We start from the raw sequence: 14101 nt of genomic DNA on the forward strand, positions 1-14101 counted from the left end.
CGCGACAGCGCGGCGCCGGGGCGGCGGGCGGACTCCCACAGGGGCCTGCAGCGACTCGGACTCTGTGGGAGCTGGCTTGCCAGCGATGAGGACCTTGGAGGCAATAAAAAAGCCCGGCCGAGCGCAAGGCTTCGACCGGGCAGCACACCCAAAGGAGCAAAAAGGGGTGTCAGTCAGGGAATGTTCTTTGGCCTCAGGCGACCGCGGCCAGTTTGGCCTTGGCCTGGTTCAGGCCCTTCTCGTGGAAGTCGCCGCCCATGTTCAGGCCTTCGGCATGGATGAAGGTCACGTCGTGGATGCCGATGAAGGCCAGCACCTGGCGCAGGTAGGGTTCCTGGTGATCGCTGGACGCACCGGCATGGATGCCGCCGCGAGCGGTCAGCACATAGGCGCGCTTGCCGGTCAGCAGGCCTTGCGGGCCGGTTTCGGTGTACTTGAAGGTCACGCCGGCACGCAGCACATGGTCCAGCCAGGCCTTCAGGGTGCTCGGGATGGCGAAGTTGTACATCGGGGCGGCAAGCACCAGCACATCGGCGGCCAGCACTTCATCGGTGAGTTCGTTGGAACGGGCCAGGGCCTGGAGTTCCTCGGCGCTGCGCTGTTCCTGCGGCTTCATCCAGCCACCGAGCAGGTTGGCGTCCAGGTGTGGCACCGGATTTTGCGCCAGGTCGCGCAGGGTGATGCTGTCGGCGGGGTTGGCGGCCTGCCACTGGGCAACGAAATCACGGGTCAGTTGACGGGAGATCGAATCCTGCTGGCGGGCGCTGCTTTCGATGATCAGTACGCGGGACATTGAATTTTGCCTCCATCGGCAAGGTCGCTAAGTCGATGGAGGCAAGATTAATGGTTGACCTATCGATAAAAAAGCGTAAAAAATCGGTTAAATCTATCAGTTAATTTGTTTGTTGCGCTTTGCAGTCAACGAAGATGCGCATCTTGATGATCTGCTTGTTGAAGTTGGCCGTGACATCGACACTCTTTTTCGCCGGCACATCGACCCTGCGGTTACGCGGGGTTTCCGGGCCGTTATAGAACCTCACCCGGCACGAAGCGGCGGTGTCACCATAGTTGTTGAGCGTGATGGTGGCCATGTCGTGGGCGGTATCGTAGGCGGTGGTATCGAGCTTGATGCCCTCGGCCAGCTCCTTCTTCACCTCGATGGGGTAGGCGACCGCAGTCAGCGGCAGCATCGCCAGCAACGCAACAAAGTGTTTCTTCATTCGACGCTCTCCTTGAGAAGAGCGCCAGCTTAGGACAACAGGAGCCGAAGATGAAAGCGCCGCGCGTTACCCTGGATCAGTGGCGAACCCTGCAGGCAGTGGTCGATCATGGCGGCTTCGCCCAGGCCGCCGAAGCCCTGCACCGTTCGCAATCCTCGGTGAGCTACACCGTGGCGCGGATGCAGGATCAACTGGGCGTGCCGCTGCTGCGCATCGACGGGCGCAAGGCGGTGCTGACCGATGCCGGCAACGTCCTGCTGCGTCGCTCGCGGCAACTGGTCAAGCAGGCCAGCCAGCTGGAAGACCTCGCCCACCATATGGAACAGGGTTGGGAAGCCGAGGTGCGCCTGGTGGTGGACGCCGCCTACCCCAACGCGCGCCTGGTCCGCGCCCTGAGCGCCTTCATGCCGCAAAGCCGCGGCTGCCGGGTGCGCTTGCGCGAGGAAGTGCTGTCCGGGGTCGAGGAGGTGCTGCACGAAGGTATCGCCGACCTGGCCATCAGCAGCTTCAGCATCGCCGGCTACCTGGGCGCCGAATTGAGTGCGGTGGAGTTCGTCGCCGTGGCCCATCCGGAACATCCGCTGCATAGACTCGGCCGGGTGCTCAACTTCCAGGATCTGGAAAGCCAGTTGCAGGTGGTGATCCGCGACTCCGGTCGCTCCCAGCCGCGCGATGTCGGCTGGCTCGGCGCCGAACAGCGCTGGACCGTGGGCAGCCTGGCCACGGCCGCGACCTTCGTCAGCAGCGGCCTGGGCTTCGCCTGGCTGCCGCGCCATCTGATCGAACGCGAGCTGCGCGAAGGCGTGCTCAAGCCGCTGCCGCTGGACCAGGGTGGCAGTCGTCACCCGCTGTTCTACCTTTACTCGAACAAGGACAAACCCCTGGGCCCGGCCACGCAGATCCTCATCGAGTTGCTGCGCAACTTCGATACCGCGCCGCTGGACGTTCCCTTCGCCGCCCCGGCCCAAGCCTGACAGGTACCGCCCATGGCCCGCTTCGAACATGAAGGTTGCTCCCTGCACTACGAAGAATATGGCCAGGGCCAACCCCTGGTACTGCTGCACGGCCTGGGCTCCAGTTGCCAGGACTGGGAGCTGCAGATTCCCGAACTGGCCGCCCGTTATCGCCTGATCCTTCTCGACCTGCGCGGCCATGGCCGCTCCGACAAGCCCCGCGAGCGCTACAGCATCGCCGGCTTCAGTGCCGACCTGACCGCCCTGCTGGACCATCTCGACACAGGCCCGGTGCACTTCGTCGGCCTGTCCATGGGCGGCATGGTCGGCTTCCAGCTCGCCGTCGATCATCCTGAACGGCTGCGCAGCCTGACCATCGTCAACAGCGCCCCGGCGGTAAAGGTCCGGACCCGCGACGATTACTGGCAGTGGGCCAAGCGCTGGACCCTGGCCCGGGTCCTGCCCTTGCGGACCATCGGCAAGGGCCTGGCGGCACGGCTGTTCCCCAAGCCTGAGCAGGCCGGGCTACGGCAGAAGATGGCCGAACGCTGGGCCCGCAACGACAAGCGCGCCTATCTCGCCAGCTTCGATGCCATCGTCAACTGGGGCGTGGAGGAGCGCATCGGGCGGATTACCTGCCCGACCCTGATCATCAGCGCCGACCACGACTACACCCCGGTGGCGCTCAAGGAGCGATACACCGCACTGATTCCCGGCGCACGACTGGCGGTGATCGCCGATTCCCGGCACGCTACGCCGCTGGACCAGCCTCATGTCTTCAACCAGACCCTGCTGCAGTTCCTCGCTGCGGCTCCAACCACCTCTCAAGGATCATTGAGTACATGCTGAAGAAAATCCTCATGGCCGCCTGCTCGGTCGCCTTCGCTACCGGCGTCATGGCGTCGGACAAGACCCCGCACGTCGAACTGGTCACCAGCTTCGGCAAGATCGAGATCGAACTCAACGCCGAAAAGGCACCGCTGAGCACCAAGAACTTCCTGCAGTACGTGGACAGCGGCTTCTACAACAACACCATCTTCCATCGCGTGATCCCGGGCTTCATGGTCCAAGGCGGCGGCTTCACCGACCAGATGGTGCAGAAGGACACCAAGGACCCGATCCGCAACGAGGCCGGCAACGGCCTGATGAATACACGCGGCACCTTGTCCATGGCCCGCACCTCGAACCCGAACTCGGCCACCAGCCAGTTCTTCATCAACGTGGCCGACAATGATTTCCTCAACCCGGGCCGCGACGCCGGCTACGCGGTATTCGGCAAGGTGACCAAGGGCATGGAAGTGGTCGACCAGATCGTCAACTCACCAACCACCGTGAAGAAAGGCATGCGCGACGTGCCCGCCGATCCGGTCTATATCAAGTCGGCCAAGCGCATCGACTGACCGTGGTGTCACAGGGACGTGACCCCGCGGGCAAGGCGCCCGCCCCGACTACAGGAGTGCTGCATGCTGTTCCGTCGTTTCGAGCAGTTGATCGACATCTTCCGCGAGGCGCCCACCGCGGCGCCTCCTTCACGGGTCCTGCCCTTCTATCTCTACTACCTGCGCCAGGTCTGGCCGGCCTTCGTCGCCCTGATGGTGCTGGGCCTGATCGTCGCGCTGATCGAGGTGGCACTGTTCAGCTACCTGAGCCGGATCATCGACCTGGCCCAGGGCACTCCCAACGTCAACCTGTTCAGCGAGCACGCCGGCGAACTCATCTGGATGCTGGTGGTGGCGCTGATCCTCAGGCCGCTCTTCGTCGGCCTGCATGACCTGATGGTGCACCAGGCCATCAGCCCGGGCATGACCAGCATGATCCGCTGGCAGAACCACGCCTATGTGCTCAAGCAAAGCCTGAACTTCTTCCAGAGCGACTTCGCCGGGCGCATTGCCCAGCGCATCATGCAGACCGGCAATTCGCTGCGCGATTCGCTGGTGCAGGCCATGGACGCGCTGTGGCACGTGAGCATCTACGCCATCAGTTCCCTGGTGTTGTTCGCCGAAGCCGACTGGCGCCTGATGATCCCCCTGCTGACCTGGATCGCCTGCTACATCCTGGCGCTGCGCTACTTCGTGCCGCGGGTGAAGGAGCGCTCGGTGGTGTCGTCCGAGGCCCGCTCCAAGCTGATGGGACGCATCGTCGATGGCTACACCAATATCGCCACCCTCAAGCTGTTCGCCCACACCGATTTCGAACAGCAGTACGCGCGCGAGGCGATCCGCGAGCAGACCGAGAAGACCCAGCTCGCCAGCCGGGTCATCACCAGCATGGACGTGGTCATCACCAGCCTGAATGGCCTGCTGATCGTCACCACCACCGGCCTTGCCCTATGGCTGTGGACCCAGTCGCTGATCAGTACCGGCGCCATCGCCCTGGCCACCGGCCTGGTGATCCGTATCGTCAACATGAGCGGCTGGATCATGTGGGTGGTCAACGGCATCTTCGAGAATATCGGCACCGTGCAGGACGGCCTGGAAAGCATCGCCCAGCCGGTCAGCGTCAGCGACAGGCCGAACGCCCCGGCGCTGAAGGTCGAGCGCGGCGCGGTACGTTTCGAGAATGTCGACTTCCACTACGGCAAGAGCGGCAGCCGGATCATCAGCAACCTCGACCTGGATATCCGCCCGGGCGAAAAGATCGGCCTGATCGGCCCGTCCGGCGCGGGCAAATCGACCCTGGTCAACCTGCTGCTGCGCCTCTATGACCTGGAAGGCGGACGGATCCTCATCGACGGCCAGGACATCGCCGGGGTGACCCAGCAGAGCCTGCGCGGGCAGATCGGCATGATTACCCAGGACACCTCGCTGCTGCACCGGTCGATCCGCGATAACCTGCGCTACGGCAAGCCCGACGCCAGCGACGAGGAGTTATGGAACGCGGTGCGTGGTGCACGGGCCGACGAGTTCATCCCGCTGCTCAGCGACGCCCAGGGCCGCACCGGCTTCGACGCCCATGTCGGCGAGCGCGGGGTCAAGCTGTCCGGCGGCCAGCGCCAGCGCATCGCGATCGCCCGGGTACTGCTGAAGAACGCACCGATCCTGATCATGGACGAAGCCACCTCGGCACTGGACTCCGAGGTCGAGGCGGCGATCCAGGAAAGCCTGGAAACCCTGATGCAGGGCAAGACCGTGATTGCCATCGCCCACCGCCTTTCGACCATCGCCCGGATGGATCGCCTGGTAGTCCTGGAAAAAGGCCGGATCGCCGAGATGGGCAGCCATGCCGAACTGCTGGCCCAGCGCGGACTCTATGCCCGCCTGTGGCACCACCAGACCGGCGGTTTCGTCGGCGTCGATTGAACCGATCGTTCAGCCCTGTCGATACGGCAGGGCCGAACGCGCCTCCTCTGCATAAGCCAGTACGCCGACACGCTCCTGACCCAGGAAATCCTCCACCGCCGTGCGCAGGCCCGGGTGCAGCAGGTAGTGCCAGGAGCGGGTGATCACCGGTTCGAAACCGCGGATCAGCTTGTGCTCGCCCTGGGCACCGGCATCGAAGCGCTGCAGACCTTCGGCGATGGCGTAATCCATGCCCTGGTAGAAGCAGGTTTCGAAATGCAGGCGGTCGAACTCGGCCAGGCAGCCCCAATAACGCCCGTAGAAGCTGTCGCCTCCGACCAGGCTGAACGCCATTGCCACCTCGCGCCCGCCCTGCACGGCCATTACCACACGGATCGCCTCAGGCATACGCTCGGCCAGCAGACTGAAGAAGTCACGGGTCAGATAGGGCGCGCGGCGGCGTACCGCGTAGGTATTGGCATAGCAGGCGTAGACGAAGTCCCACTGCGCCTCGCTCAGTTCCGCGCCGTGATACCAACGGAAGTCGAACCCCTGCCCCGCCACCTGCTCGCGTTCCTTGCGCATCTGCTTGCGCTTGCGCGACGCCAGGGCGTCGAGAAAATCCTGGAAATCCCGGTAGCCCTGGTTGCGCCAGTGGAACTGGCAGCCCAGGCGCTCCAGCCAGCCGTCGCGTCCCTGCAGGATGGCGTCGGCGGCGGGGTCGGTGAAATTCACGTGCAGGCCGGACTGGCCCTGTTCCAGCAGTGATTCCTCGACCTTGTCCAGCAGCAGCGCCAGCGCCTGGGGCTCGCCGAGCAGGCGCGGCCCGCCGACCGGCGAGAACGGCACGGCGCACAGCAGTTTCGGGTAGTAGCCGATCCCGGCTCTGGCGCAGGCATCGGCCCAGCCATGGTCGAACACGTACTCGCCGAAGGAGTGGGTCTTGGCGTAGGCCGGCATGGCGGCCAGGACGTTGCCGCTGTCGTCGGCAAGCAGGTGGTGGGACGGGGTCCAGCCGGTGCGCGGGGTGACGCTGCCGCTGTCTTCCAGGCTGCGCAGAAACGCGTGGCGCAGGAACGGCTGGTCCGCCGGGACCAGGGCGTCCCAGGTAGCGGCATCGAGTTCGGCGAGGTGGTTCAGGATGAGCGTCGGCATTGCAGGAGTTTGCCGGGTTGTGTGCAGGAAAAGAAGATTTGTGTTGTAGCTGGTGGCCTCATCGCTGGCAAGCCAGCTCCCACAGGGTTCGCGCCAACCTGTGGGGCTTGCCAGCGATGAGGCCCCGGAGAGCAACACAAGTCCAAAAAAAAGCCCCACCGAAGTGGGGCTGAACATTTAACGGATGAAGGAGCGTCGTTGCTTAGAACACGTACTGTGCGCGCAGTACGAAACCGTCGCCATCGTCGTCGCCATTGGCGTTCTGGGCGTTGTCGACCTTGGCCTTGATGTAGGTACCGCTCAGCTTGATCGACTCGTTGGCGTACCAGTTCAGACCCAGGTTATGCACCTTGCCTTCGATGTCGCCAACACGGGCATAGGCGCCGTTGTCATCCTCGGCTTCGATATGGTCGTAGCGGTAGAACACTTCCCAGGCACCGATCTGCTTGTTCTGCGGCTTGATCGCGTCGAACTTGCCGAGCTTGTAGCCACGGGCCTCGCCGGTAAGGGTGTAGGCCACCTGCGCGGTGTAACCGGTGGCCTTGATGTCCTGGTAGGCAGCGGCGTCAGCCTCGACCTTGCGCTTGAGGTATTCGCCCTGCACCGAGAACGGGCCGGTGGCGAAGGCAGCTTCCAGGCCCCAGGCGCGGTCGGTGTCGTAGGCGCCAGCCGGCGTGTTGTTGGCGCCAGCCAGGGTCAGGCGGTTGCCGTTGGTACCGGCATCCTGGCCGCCATCGGTGCTCACGCCACGCATGCCCAGGCGGCTGCGGATACGACCGTCGAACGCGGTGTCGGACAGGTCGCGTTGCGCCACGTTCAGGCCGAAGTGCAGGACGTTGCCGTCGCTGTGCAGTGGCGCGAAGACGCCACGGAAGTTGAACTGCTTGGTGCTGTCGCCATCCTTGTCGGCGTTGGTGGCGTCCTTGGCGAACACACCACCGGACAGGTAGACGGACTCACCGATGTTGCTCGAAGCCTGGATACCCAGCCCGCCGTTGTGGCTGTTGACCCAGTCGGCCAGGTCATAGGCTGCGGTGCGCTCCGGAGCGGTGACCCACTTGGAGCTGGTGGCTTTTTCCAGGCCGAACTCGGGGTCGAAGCGACCGACCTTGATCGACACTGGCTTGAAGCCGTTGTAGGCCAGCGAGGCTTCGTCGAAGTAGCCGTCTTCGGAACGGTTGTCACCACCGGCGTTGTGGGAGAAGTCGTAGTTGACCTGGTAAGCCCAGTCGGTAGCCAGGACGCCGCCAATCTCGAGGAAGGCGCGACGGAAGTAGCCAGCATCGGCGGTGTTGCCGTTGTTGGTGTAGAAACCGTCGAAGCGGCTGTAGTCGGCCTGGAGACGACCACCGATCTTGAAGCTGTATTGCTTGTCAGTAGTAGCGACCTCGAGGCCACCTTTGGTCTTGACTACGATATCGGCGCCGTCGGTGGTCACGGTACCCGCGAAAGCCTGGGCGGTAACGGCCATGGCCAAGGCGCTGGCTACGAAACCTGCGAAGTGCTTACGGATCATCGATGAAGCTCCCCTAACGTTTTATGGTCTTGATTACGTTGAAAAAACACGCGGCCAGGGCCGCTTGTGCTGGGGAGGAATCTTGGCGGGGGGTTATTTCAGATCAGTGGCTTTTATATAAATGTTTTGTGACAACGGAACTTTTTTACTCCGAACAGGAATATGGCAAAACGCCTTGACGGGACGCCCGCCACCGTCCTGATCCCGCCCCGCCAACTGTCATGGTCCGGCGACCAGACAGTTCGGCGCGCAGCGCTCCGGCTGTACCGGTACATCCCCCCGCGCTCTTTCTAATCTGCACCCGTTCATCAGGCACGGACGCTTACAGGTAGCAACACCACCCCACCTAAAAGTGCAAGTTAGAAGGAGCACCAATTGAAAACTGATGAAACGGTCGTCGTCACCGGAGTGACGTCTGGCATCGGGCTGGCTTGCGCCAGAACGTTGCTAAGGCAGGGAAGCAAGGTTATCGGAATCGGCCGTCGTGAAGACCGCCTGAATGCATTGGCGGATGAATTCCACGGAAGTTTCCACCCTCTGCAGTGTGATGTTCGCGACAAACAGTCGTTGAATGAACGGATCAATGAATTACCCGAAGCATTTGCAACGATCAGCAAACTTGTAAATGCCGCCGGCCTGCTGCAAGGCCACGGCAAGTTACTGGATATCACGGACGAGCAGATTGCAACCATGCTCGATACCAATGTCCACGGCTTGATCAACGTGACCCGTGCGCTATTGCCGAGGCTGATCGCCAGCGGCCAGGGCCATGTGGTCAACCTGAGTTCGATCGGGGCCCATGTGCATTACCAGGGCGGCCACGTGTACGCCGCCTCCAAGGCCTTCGTCGACCATTTCGGCCGCTGCCTGCGCACCGAACTGGTGGGCAGCCGGGTGCGCCTGACCACCATTGCGCCGGGCAAGACCCGCTCGGAGTTCGCCCTGGTGCAGAACGACGGCGACCAGGCCCGCGCCGACCAGGTGTACAGCAGCCTGACCCCGCTGCAACCGGAAGATGTCGCCAACGCGGTGGTCTGGGCCCTGCGCCAGCCGCCTCACGTGAATATCAACCTTATCGAACTAACGCCTGCTGACCAGGAACTTTCGTATCGGTGATGCCATGAGCCAATCTCTCGCGAAGTATTACGTCAGAAACAAACTTACCCATAAGTTGATCAGCAAGCGCGTGTTGTCGCCGATCTCGCTATCGCAACAACCACCGGCCGATCTGGTCAAGGCATTGTGCATTGAAGAAGAAGTGTCCCGGCTGTCCGCCGTCTATGCCAACTTCCAACGCGAAGATGATGAACAGACCGGACTTCCACGCTATATGCCGTTCTACCGTTTCATTCAGTCGAAGTTCCCGGGCTTTCAATGGCAAGTTCGCAATGACGAAGGCCGCAAGACCCTGATCCTGGATAAACCCTATATCAACCAAAGCCGTCCTTCGTTGCTCAACCTGCTGCTTTGCGCGGTCAACGACAACACGGTAACCACCCCGGCGCTGAAGGTTCGCTACCCGGCCATGACAGTGCTGCCGGACGCCCTGGTGATCGACCTGGAGAAAGCCTTCGAACGCCTCTCCTTCACCACCTCGGCGCCGCACTTCATGGCCCGTTTCGCCGAAACACTGGCCAAGGGCCTTGCCGGTGAACCCATCACCCTGGTCTCGCCGGTCTGCCCGGACTACGGCTACGAAAGCAAGAACGGTCGCCTGCGCTACACCTTCGAGCACCTGGGCGAGGGCATTGGCCTGGTCGCCGGGCGGGTGGTCAAGACCTTGCCGGTGCTGCAAGCGGTCCTGAAGAAGCACGGTATCGATGCGCGCATCGCCGTCGGCGCCGGCGATTTCGAAGGCTTCGACGCCTCGACCCTGAACCGCCTCAAGGAAACCCGCGAGGGCTTCGCCCGCAAGCTGCGTATCAGCCAGCAGAAGATCCTCGACATCCTCGGCCCGGACACCGAGTCGATCATGATCGCCGAGGCCGCCGGTGGCGAAGCGCAGTGGCGCGCCATGACCGCCGATGCCGAGCAGCGCCTGGCCAGGCGCGACAACGGCTGCATCGTCGACAGCGACCTGGACTACGCGGCGATCTTCAATGCCCGCCTGCCGCTGTACCAGGCCTGGCACCAGCAGCGCAGCAACGAGGAACTGATGCAGATCCTCTACGCCCAGGGCGCCGAATACGCGGCCATCGGCAAGGTGTTCGCCGCGCAATGGCAGAACCCGATCGTGATCGGTGCCGACCATAACCGCATGCAGCCGTTCTACTGGTTGTACAGCGACATCCCGGTCCTTTACCTGACGCGGGTGTACTGATGAACCAGCACGACAACGCCACCCATTACTGCCAGTACGGGCCGCAGGGCAACCTGCGCGCGGCCTACGCCCGGCTGCCGTTCCAGCCGCTGTGGACCTGGCTGACCGGCAAGGGCCAGGCGCAACCGGCCGACGTGCTGAAGCAACGGATGGAGCAGACCGGCGAGCGCTTCCTGCTGGCCCACCTGCTGTTCACCTGGACCGTGATGATCGGCCTGGTGCTGCTCGGCAAGGCGGTGCTGGAAGGCGCTTTCCATCCGCTGCTCTCGGTGCTGCTGGTGCTTGCGGCCTGGGTGCTGATGGTCAACCGCCTGCGCAGCATGCAGGCGACCTTCCATTACCTGACCCACGGCGCGGTGCTCAAGGACAAGGCGCGGGCCCAGCGTTACGCGCGGCTGTTCCTGAGCACGCCGCTGCTGTACCAGGACTGGGACACCTACAACCAGAGCCATGTCCGTGAACACCACAATATCCATGTGCTGTGCACCGACATCGACCCGGACCAGCGTTTCATCCAGGCCCAGGGCTTCTACCCGGGCATGCCGGAGCTGGCCTACTGGTGGCGGGTGATCTGCACGCCGTTCCGTCCGGCCTACCTGCTGCGCCAATGGCGCGCGACGCTGCATGACTGCTTCGTGCGCCCGCCACGGGACGAAGTGCGCTTTCGCCTGGCGTTCTGGGCGGTGCTGCTGGTGCTGCTTTGGGCCACCGATAGCCTGATGGCCTTCGCCCTGATCTACGGGATCCCGCGGGCGGTGCTGTTCGAGCATTCGATGTGGTTGCAGCTGTTCACCGAACACCTGTGGTTCTACCAGCGCGAGGATGGCCGGGCCGACAAGCCGCATTACGGCCGCCTGACCTGGGGCCGCTTCCAGGGCCGCACGCCGCCGAGCGGTGGCGTCGTCGCCTGGAGCACGTGGCTGCTCAAGGCGCTGCTGCTGGATGTACCGGTGCGCCTGTACGTCTACCCGCAGGACCTGCCCAACCACGACGCCCACCACCGTCGCCCGAACGTGCATTACCGGCATATCGCCAACTACCGCGCCAGCATCGAAGGCCAGCCTTCGAGCTACGGCCCCTTCCTCGAAGTCTGGGGCTTCATGGCCGGCCTGTACCTGATTCGCGACCACATGTGCCGCGGCGTGCGCGAGCCTTTCGGCCCGCTGCACACCGGGGCCACCCAACCCCAAGACACGCTGTACCCCACGCCCAGTTCTCAAGGAGCCTGATCATGCAAGAGACGATTCAAGCGGCAAGCCAGCAACTGAACAGCACCGCCTACGCAGCCCTCAACGCTGCCCAGCTGTTCTCCCGGGAAGACCTGGCCTACATGGAAGAAGCCTGCCAGGTGATCCCCAAGACCATCATCGAGATCGGTGACGTGGGCGAGCAGAACTTCCTCTCGGTCGGCCGTTTCATGGAAGACCAGAAAGGCCAGTTGCCGGTGTACCGCAACGATCCGTGGGGCAAGCGCGTGGTGGAGATCCTTTCCTCCGGCAAGAGCCGCGAGTTCTTCAACGGCATCATGGGCGAAGAGTGCTTCATCCGCCGTTGCCAGGCCAACCAGCTGGAGGCCGGCAACTTCATCGGCAAGCACATCGACACCTACAGCAACCTGGAGTACCGCTACTCGGTGGTGATCCAGTTCGGCAAGGACTACGGCGGTGGCGAGTTCTTCGTTGACTACGAAGGCAAGGAACACCAGCTCAAGACCGGCTATGCCGATGTGCTGATCAACCGCTGCGAGATTCCCCACGGCGTGCGCAAGGTGGAAAGCGGGACGCGCACCTCCCTGGTGTTCTTCCTCAGCACCAGCCCGCTGGACAAACCGAACCTGAACAACAAACAGATCTGACCGGCGTGCGCATCCGCCCATGACGGGCGGATGCCTTACCGGTAAAGCCACAAGGAACCGCTGCAATGACGCAAAGTACAGTCGCCAGTTTTCAAGACACCAAGAACCAGGACCTGCAGGCCTACTTCCTCGGCCTGATTTCCGTCGCCGCCTTCGCCATGACCCTGCCGGCGGCGAAGATGCTCGCCGGCGACCTGAGCGCCCTGCAGGTCGGCTTTTTCCGCTCGGTACTGGCTGCGCTCGCGGCGATTCCGTTCCTGATCATCGGCCGGGCGAAACTGCCCAACGGCTCGCAGATCAAGCGCATGCTGCTGACCTCCACCGGCATCGTCTACGGTTTCCCGATCCTCACCGCACTGGGCATGCAGTACGTGCCGGTGAGCCACGGCGGCGTAGTACTGGCAGCCTTGCCGCTGTCCACCGCGATCTTCGGCACCCTGATCACCGGCACCCGGCCATCGAAAATGTTCTGGCTGGTGTCGAGCCTGGGCTTCCTCACCGTGTTCGCCTACACCGTGATCAAGTCCGATGTGAAGGACATCTACATCGGCGACCTGGCCCTGCTCGGCGCCGTGGTCCTGGCCGGCTTCGGCTACGCCCAGGGCGGTGCGCTGTCCAAGGAACTGCCGGGCTGGCAGGTCATGTGCTGGACCCTGGTGGTCAGCCTGCCGGTGCTGCTGCCGGTCAGCCTGTACCTGTATGACGGCGAGACCATCGCCAACCTGCCCGGCCAAGGCATCGCCGCATTGCTGTTCCTGGCCCTGATCAATTCGCTGCTGGGCTTCTTCTCGTGGAACCGCGCCATGGCCCTGGGCGGCATCCAGCGCATCAGCCAACTGCAGCTGCTGCAACCCTTCTTCACCTTCGCCTTCTCCATCTGGCTGATGGGCGAAGCCTGGAACTGGCTGACCCCGGCGGTGTGCGCCATCGTCATCGTGCTGGTCTGGCTGTCCAAGCGACTCTGAACATTTGCGCGTGTCGGGCGACCGGCACGCGCCTTTTTATCCCGCAACAGACGGAAACATCGAGATGAGTGCTCCGAGTTTTTTCCGCCCCGGCAGCGAGCCGCCGGACACCCCCACGCACTGCATTGCCCGCTACGTCGATGGCGTACTGGGCCTGTTGGCGCTCAAGGCCGACGAACAAGTGCTGGATATCGGCTGCGGCGACGGCTGCCTGAGTGCGCAACTGGCCAGCCAGGGCGCCGGGGTGGTGGGTTTCGACATCAGTCCGGAGCGGGTGGTGGCAGCTCGCGCCCGCGGTCTCGATGTGAAGCGTGGCAATGCCGAGGAGCTGTATTTCCATCAGGAGTTCGATGTGGTGTTCAGCCATGACGCCCTGCACGAGATGCAGCAGGCCAATGAAGTGGCCATCGGCGCCTTCATGGCGCTCAAGCCGGGCGGACGCTTCGTCGGCGAGTTCCCGGGCAGCGGCCATGCCGCGCTGATCCGTCGCGCCCTGCACGGCGCGCTGGAACGCCGCTCGATCGACGGCAGCGAACTGGAGCGCTGGTACCTGCCCGGCGCCCATGAGTACCAGCAGGTGCTGGAGCAGGCCGGGTTCCATGTCAGCCATATCAGCTGGTTCGAGCAACCGCTGGTGCTGGATGTGCCGATCGCGCAGTGGATCAATGAATGCTGTGGTCACTTCCTGCAGGTGGTACCCGCGCCGATGCGCACGGCTTTCCTTGACGAGGTAACGGAAGAACTGGTCCGCGACCTGCAGGACAGCAGCGGACGCTGGACCGTGGATGCGACGCGCCTGCGGTTCAAGGCACACAGGAAGGCCTGAGCCATGGCCAACA

The 14101-nt window shown here is 63.4% G+C and carries 14 protein-coding genes; 10 read left to right on the forward strand and 4 right to left on the reverse strand.

Annotation, left to right across the window (positions count from 1 at the left end; genetic code table 11):
- Positions 1 to 193 precede the first annotated feature (193 nt).
- A complete protein-coding gene (locus tag N7650_RS01765; protein ID WP_009405166.1) occupies positions 194 to 793 on the reverse strand; it encodes an FMN-dependent NADH-azoreductase in 600 nt (199 codons plus the stop codon).
- 100 nt (positions 794 to 893) lie between these two features.
- Complete coding sequence (locus tag N7650_RS01770) at positions 894 to 1220, reverse strand: hypothetical protein (RefSeq protein WP_009405167.1); 327 nt, start codon at positions 1218 to 1220, stop codon at positions 894 to 896.
- A gap of 50 nt (positions 1221 to 1270) precedes the next feature.
- Here N7650_RS01770 and N7650_RS01775 point away from each other — a divergent pair, with 50 nt between their 5' ends.
- From N7650_RS01775 to N7650_RS01790, 4 genes are all read left to right on the forward strand, one after another.
- Positions 1271 to 2194: a LysR family transcriptional regulator gene (locus N7650_RS01775; protein WP_009405168.1), complete on the forward strand. Its 924-nt coding sequence runs from the start codon at positions 1271 to 1273 to the stop codon at positions 2192 to 2194.
- A gap of 12 nt (positions 2195 to 2206) precedes the next feature.
- Entirely contained in the window at positions 2207 to 3022 is an 816-nt protein-coding gene (locus tag N7650_RS01780; RefSeq protein ID WP_009405169.1) for an alpha/beta fold hydrolase, read from the forward strand.
- Complete coding sequence (locus N7650_RS01785; RefSeq protein ID WP_009405170.1) at positions 3016 to 3573, forward strand: peptidylprolyl isomerase A; 558 nt, start codon at positions 3016 to 3018, stop codon at positions 3571 to 3573. Before N7650_RS01780 ends, N7650_RS01785 begins: the two co-directional genes overlap by 7 nt.
- 63 nt (positions 3574 to 3636) lie before the next feature.
- Positions 3637 to 5472, forward strand: coding sequence for an ATP-binding cassette domain-containing protein (locus tag N7650_RS01790; RefSeq protein ID WP_009405171.1), 1836 nt, complete (start codon positions 3637 to 3639; stop codon positions 5470 to 5472).
- Positions 5473 to 5481: 9 nt separating this feature from the next.
- Here the strand turns inward: N7650_RS01790 and N7650_RS01795 are convergent, their stop codons facing one another.
- Positions 5482 to 6606 (reverse strand): GNAT family N-acetyltransferase, encoded by a 1125-nt coding sequence (locus tag N7650_RS01795; RefSeq protein ID WP_279896804.1) that lies wholly within the window; start codon positions 6604 to 6606, stop codon positions 5482 to 5484.
- Between the two features lie 202 nt (positions 6607 to 6808).
- Positions 6809 to 8122 carry a porin gene (locus tag N7650_RS01800; protein WP_009405173.1) on the reverse strand — a complete coding sequence of 438 codons (1314 nt, stop codon included), beginning with the start codon at positions 8120 to 8122 and terminating at the stop codon, positions 6809 to 6811.
- Positions 8123 to 8497: 375 nt separating this feature from the next.
- On the opposite strand from N7650_RS01800, the gene N7650_RS01805 reads away from it, so the two are divergent.
- The 6 genes from N7650_RS01805 to N7650_RS01830 all read left to right on the forward strand — a co-directional run bounded on the left by N7650_RS01805 (position 8498) and on the right by N7650_RS01830 (position 14088).
- On the forward strand, positions 8498 to 9238 hold the full coding sequence (locus tag N7650_RS01805) for an SDR family NAD(P)-dependent oxidoreductase (RefSeq protein ID WP_279896805.1): 741 nt from the start codon (positions 8498 to 8500) through the stop codon (positions 9236 to 9238).
- A 4-nt stretch (positions 9239 to 9242) separates the two neighbouring features.
- Positions 9243 to 10442 (forward strand): hypothetical protein, encoded by a 1200-nt coding sequence (locus N7650_RS01810; RefSeq protein ID WP_279896807.1) that lies wholly within the window; start codon positions 9243 to 9245, stop codon positions 10440 to 10442.
- Positions 10442 to 11671, forward strand: a complete 1230-nt coding sequence (locus N7650_RS01815; protein ID WP_279896809.1) for a hypothetical protein — start codon at positions 10442 to 10444, stop codon at positions 11669 to 11671. The genes N7650_RS01810 and N7650_RS01815 overlap by 1 nt, the downstream gene beginning before the upstream one ends.
- A 2-nt stretch (positions 11672 to 11673) precedes the next feature.
- Positions 11674 to 12297: a 2OG-Fe(II) oxygenase gene (locus N7650_RS01820; protein WP_009405177.1), complete on the forward strand. Its 624-nt coding sequence runs from the start codon at positions 11674 to 11676 to the stop codon at positions 12295 to 12297.
- Between the two features lie 65 nt (positions 12298 to 12362).
- Entirely contained in the window at positions 12363 to 13262 is a 900-nt protein-coding gene (locus tag N7650_RS01825) for a DMT family transporter (RefSeq protein WP_009405178.1), read from the forward strand.
- A gap of 64 nt (positions 13263 to 13326) precedes the next feature.
- The gene (locus N7650_RS01830; protein WP_279896813.1) at positions 13327 to 14088 is read left to right on the forward strand and encodes a class I SAM-dependent methyltransferase; all 762 of its coding nucleotides are present in this window, start codon (positions 13327 to 13329) and stop codon (positions 14086 to 14088) included.
- Positions 14089 to 14101 lie beyond the last annotated feature (13 nt).

It is taken from the genome of Pseudomonas sp. GD04058, from assembly GCF_029836855.1.
GTDB classification, from domain to species: domain Bacteria; phylum Pseudomonadota; class Gammaproteobacteria; order Pseudomonadales; family Pseudomonadaceae; genus Aquipseudomonas; species Aquipseudomonas bharatica.

Excerpts from the sequence above, each read along its gene's own strand:
- N7650_RS01765 (WP_009405166.1), bottom strand. The coding sequence starts at position 793 with ATGTCCCGCGTACTGATCATCGAAAGCAGCGCCCGCCAGCAGGATTCG.
- N7650_RS01770 (WP_009405167.1), bottom strand. The coding sequence starts at position 1,220 with ATGAAGAAACACTTTGTTGCGTTGCTGGCGATGCTGCCGCTGACTGCG.
- N7650_RS01775 (WP_009405168.1), top strand. The coding sequence starts at position 1,271 with ATGAAAGCGCCGCGCGTTACCCTGGATCAGTGGCGAACCCTGCAGGCA.
- N7650_RS01780 (WP_009405169.1), top strand. The coding sequence starts at position 2,207 with ATGGCCCGCTTCGAACATGAAGGTTGCTCCCTGCACTACGAAGAATAT.
- N7650_RS01785 (WP_009405170.1), top strand. The coding sequence starts at position 3,016 with ATGCTGAAGAAAATCCTCATGGCCGCCTGCTCGGTCGCCTTCGCTACC.
- N7650_RS01790 (WP_009405171.1), top strand. The coding sequence starts at position 3,637 with ATGCTGTTCCGTCGTTTCGAGCAGTTGATCGACATCTTCCGCGAGGCG.
- N7650_RS01795 (WP_279896804.1), bottom strand. The coding sequence starts at position 6,606 with ATGCCGACGCTCATCCTGAACCACCTCGCCGAACTCGATGCCGCTACC.
- N7650_RS01800 (WP_009405173.1), bottom strand. The coding sequence starts at position 8,122 with ATGATCCGTAAGCACTTCGCAGGTTTCGTAGCCAGCGCCTTGGCCATG.
- N7650_RS01810 (WP_279896807.1), top strand. The coding sequence starts at position 9,243 with ATGAGCCAATCTCTCGCGAAGTATTACGTCAGAAACAAACTTACCCAT.
- N7650_RS01815 (WP_279896809.1), top strand. The coding sequence starts at position 10,442 with ATGAACCAGCACGACAACGCCACCCATTACTGCCAGTACGGGCCGCAG.
- N7650_RS01820 (WP_009405177.1), top strand. The coding sequence starts at position 11,674 with ATGCAAGAGACGATTCAAGCGGCAAGCCAGCAACTGAACAGCACCGCC.
- N7650_RS01825 (WP_009405178.1), top strand. The coding sequence starts at position 12,363 with ATGACGCAAAGTACAGTCGCCAGTTTTCAAGACACCAAGAACCAGGAC.
- N7650_RS01830 (WP_279896813.1), top strand. The coding sequence starts at position 13,327 with ATGAGTGCTCCGAGTTTTTTCCGCCCCGGCAGCGAGCCGCCGGACACC.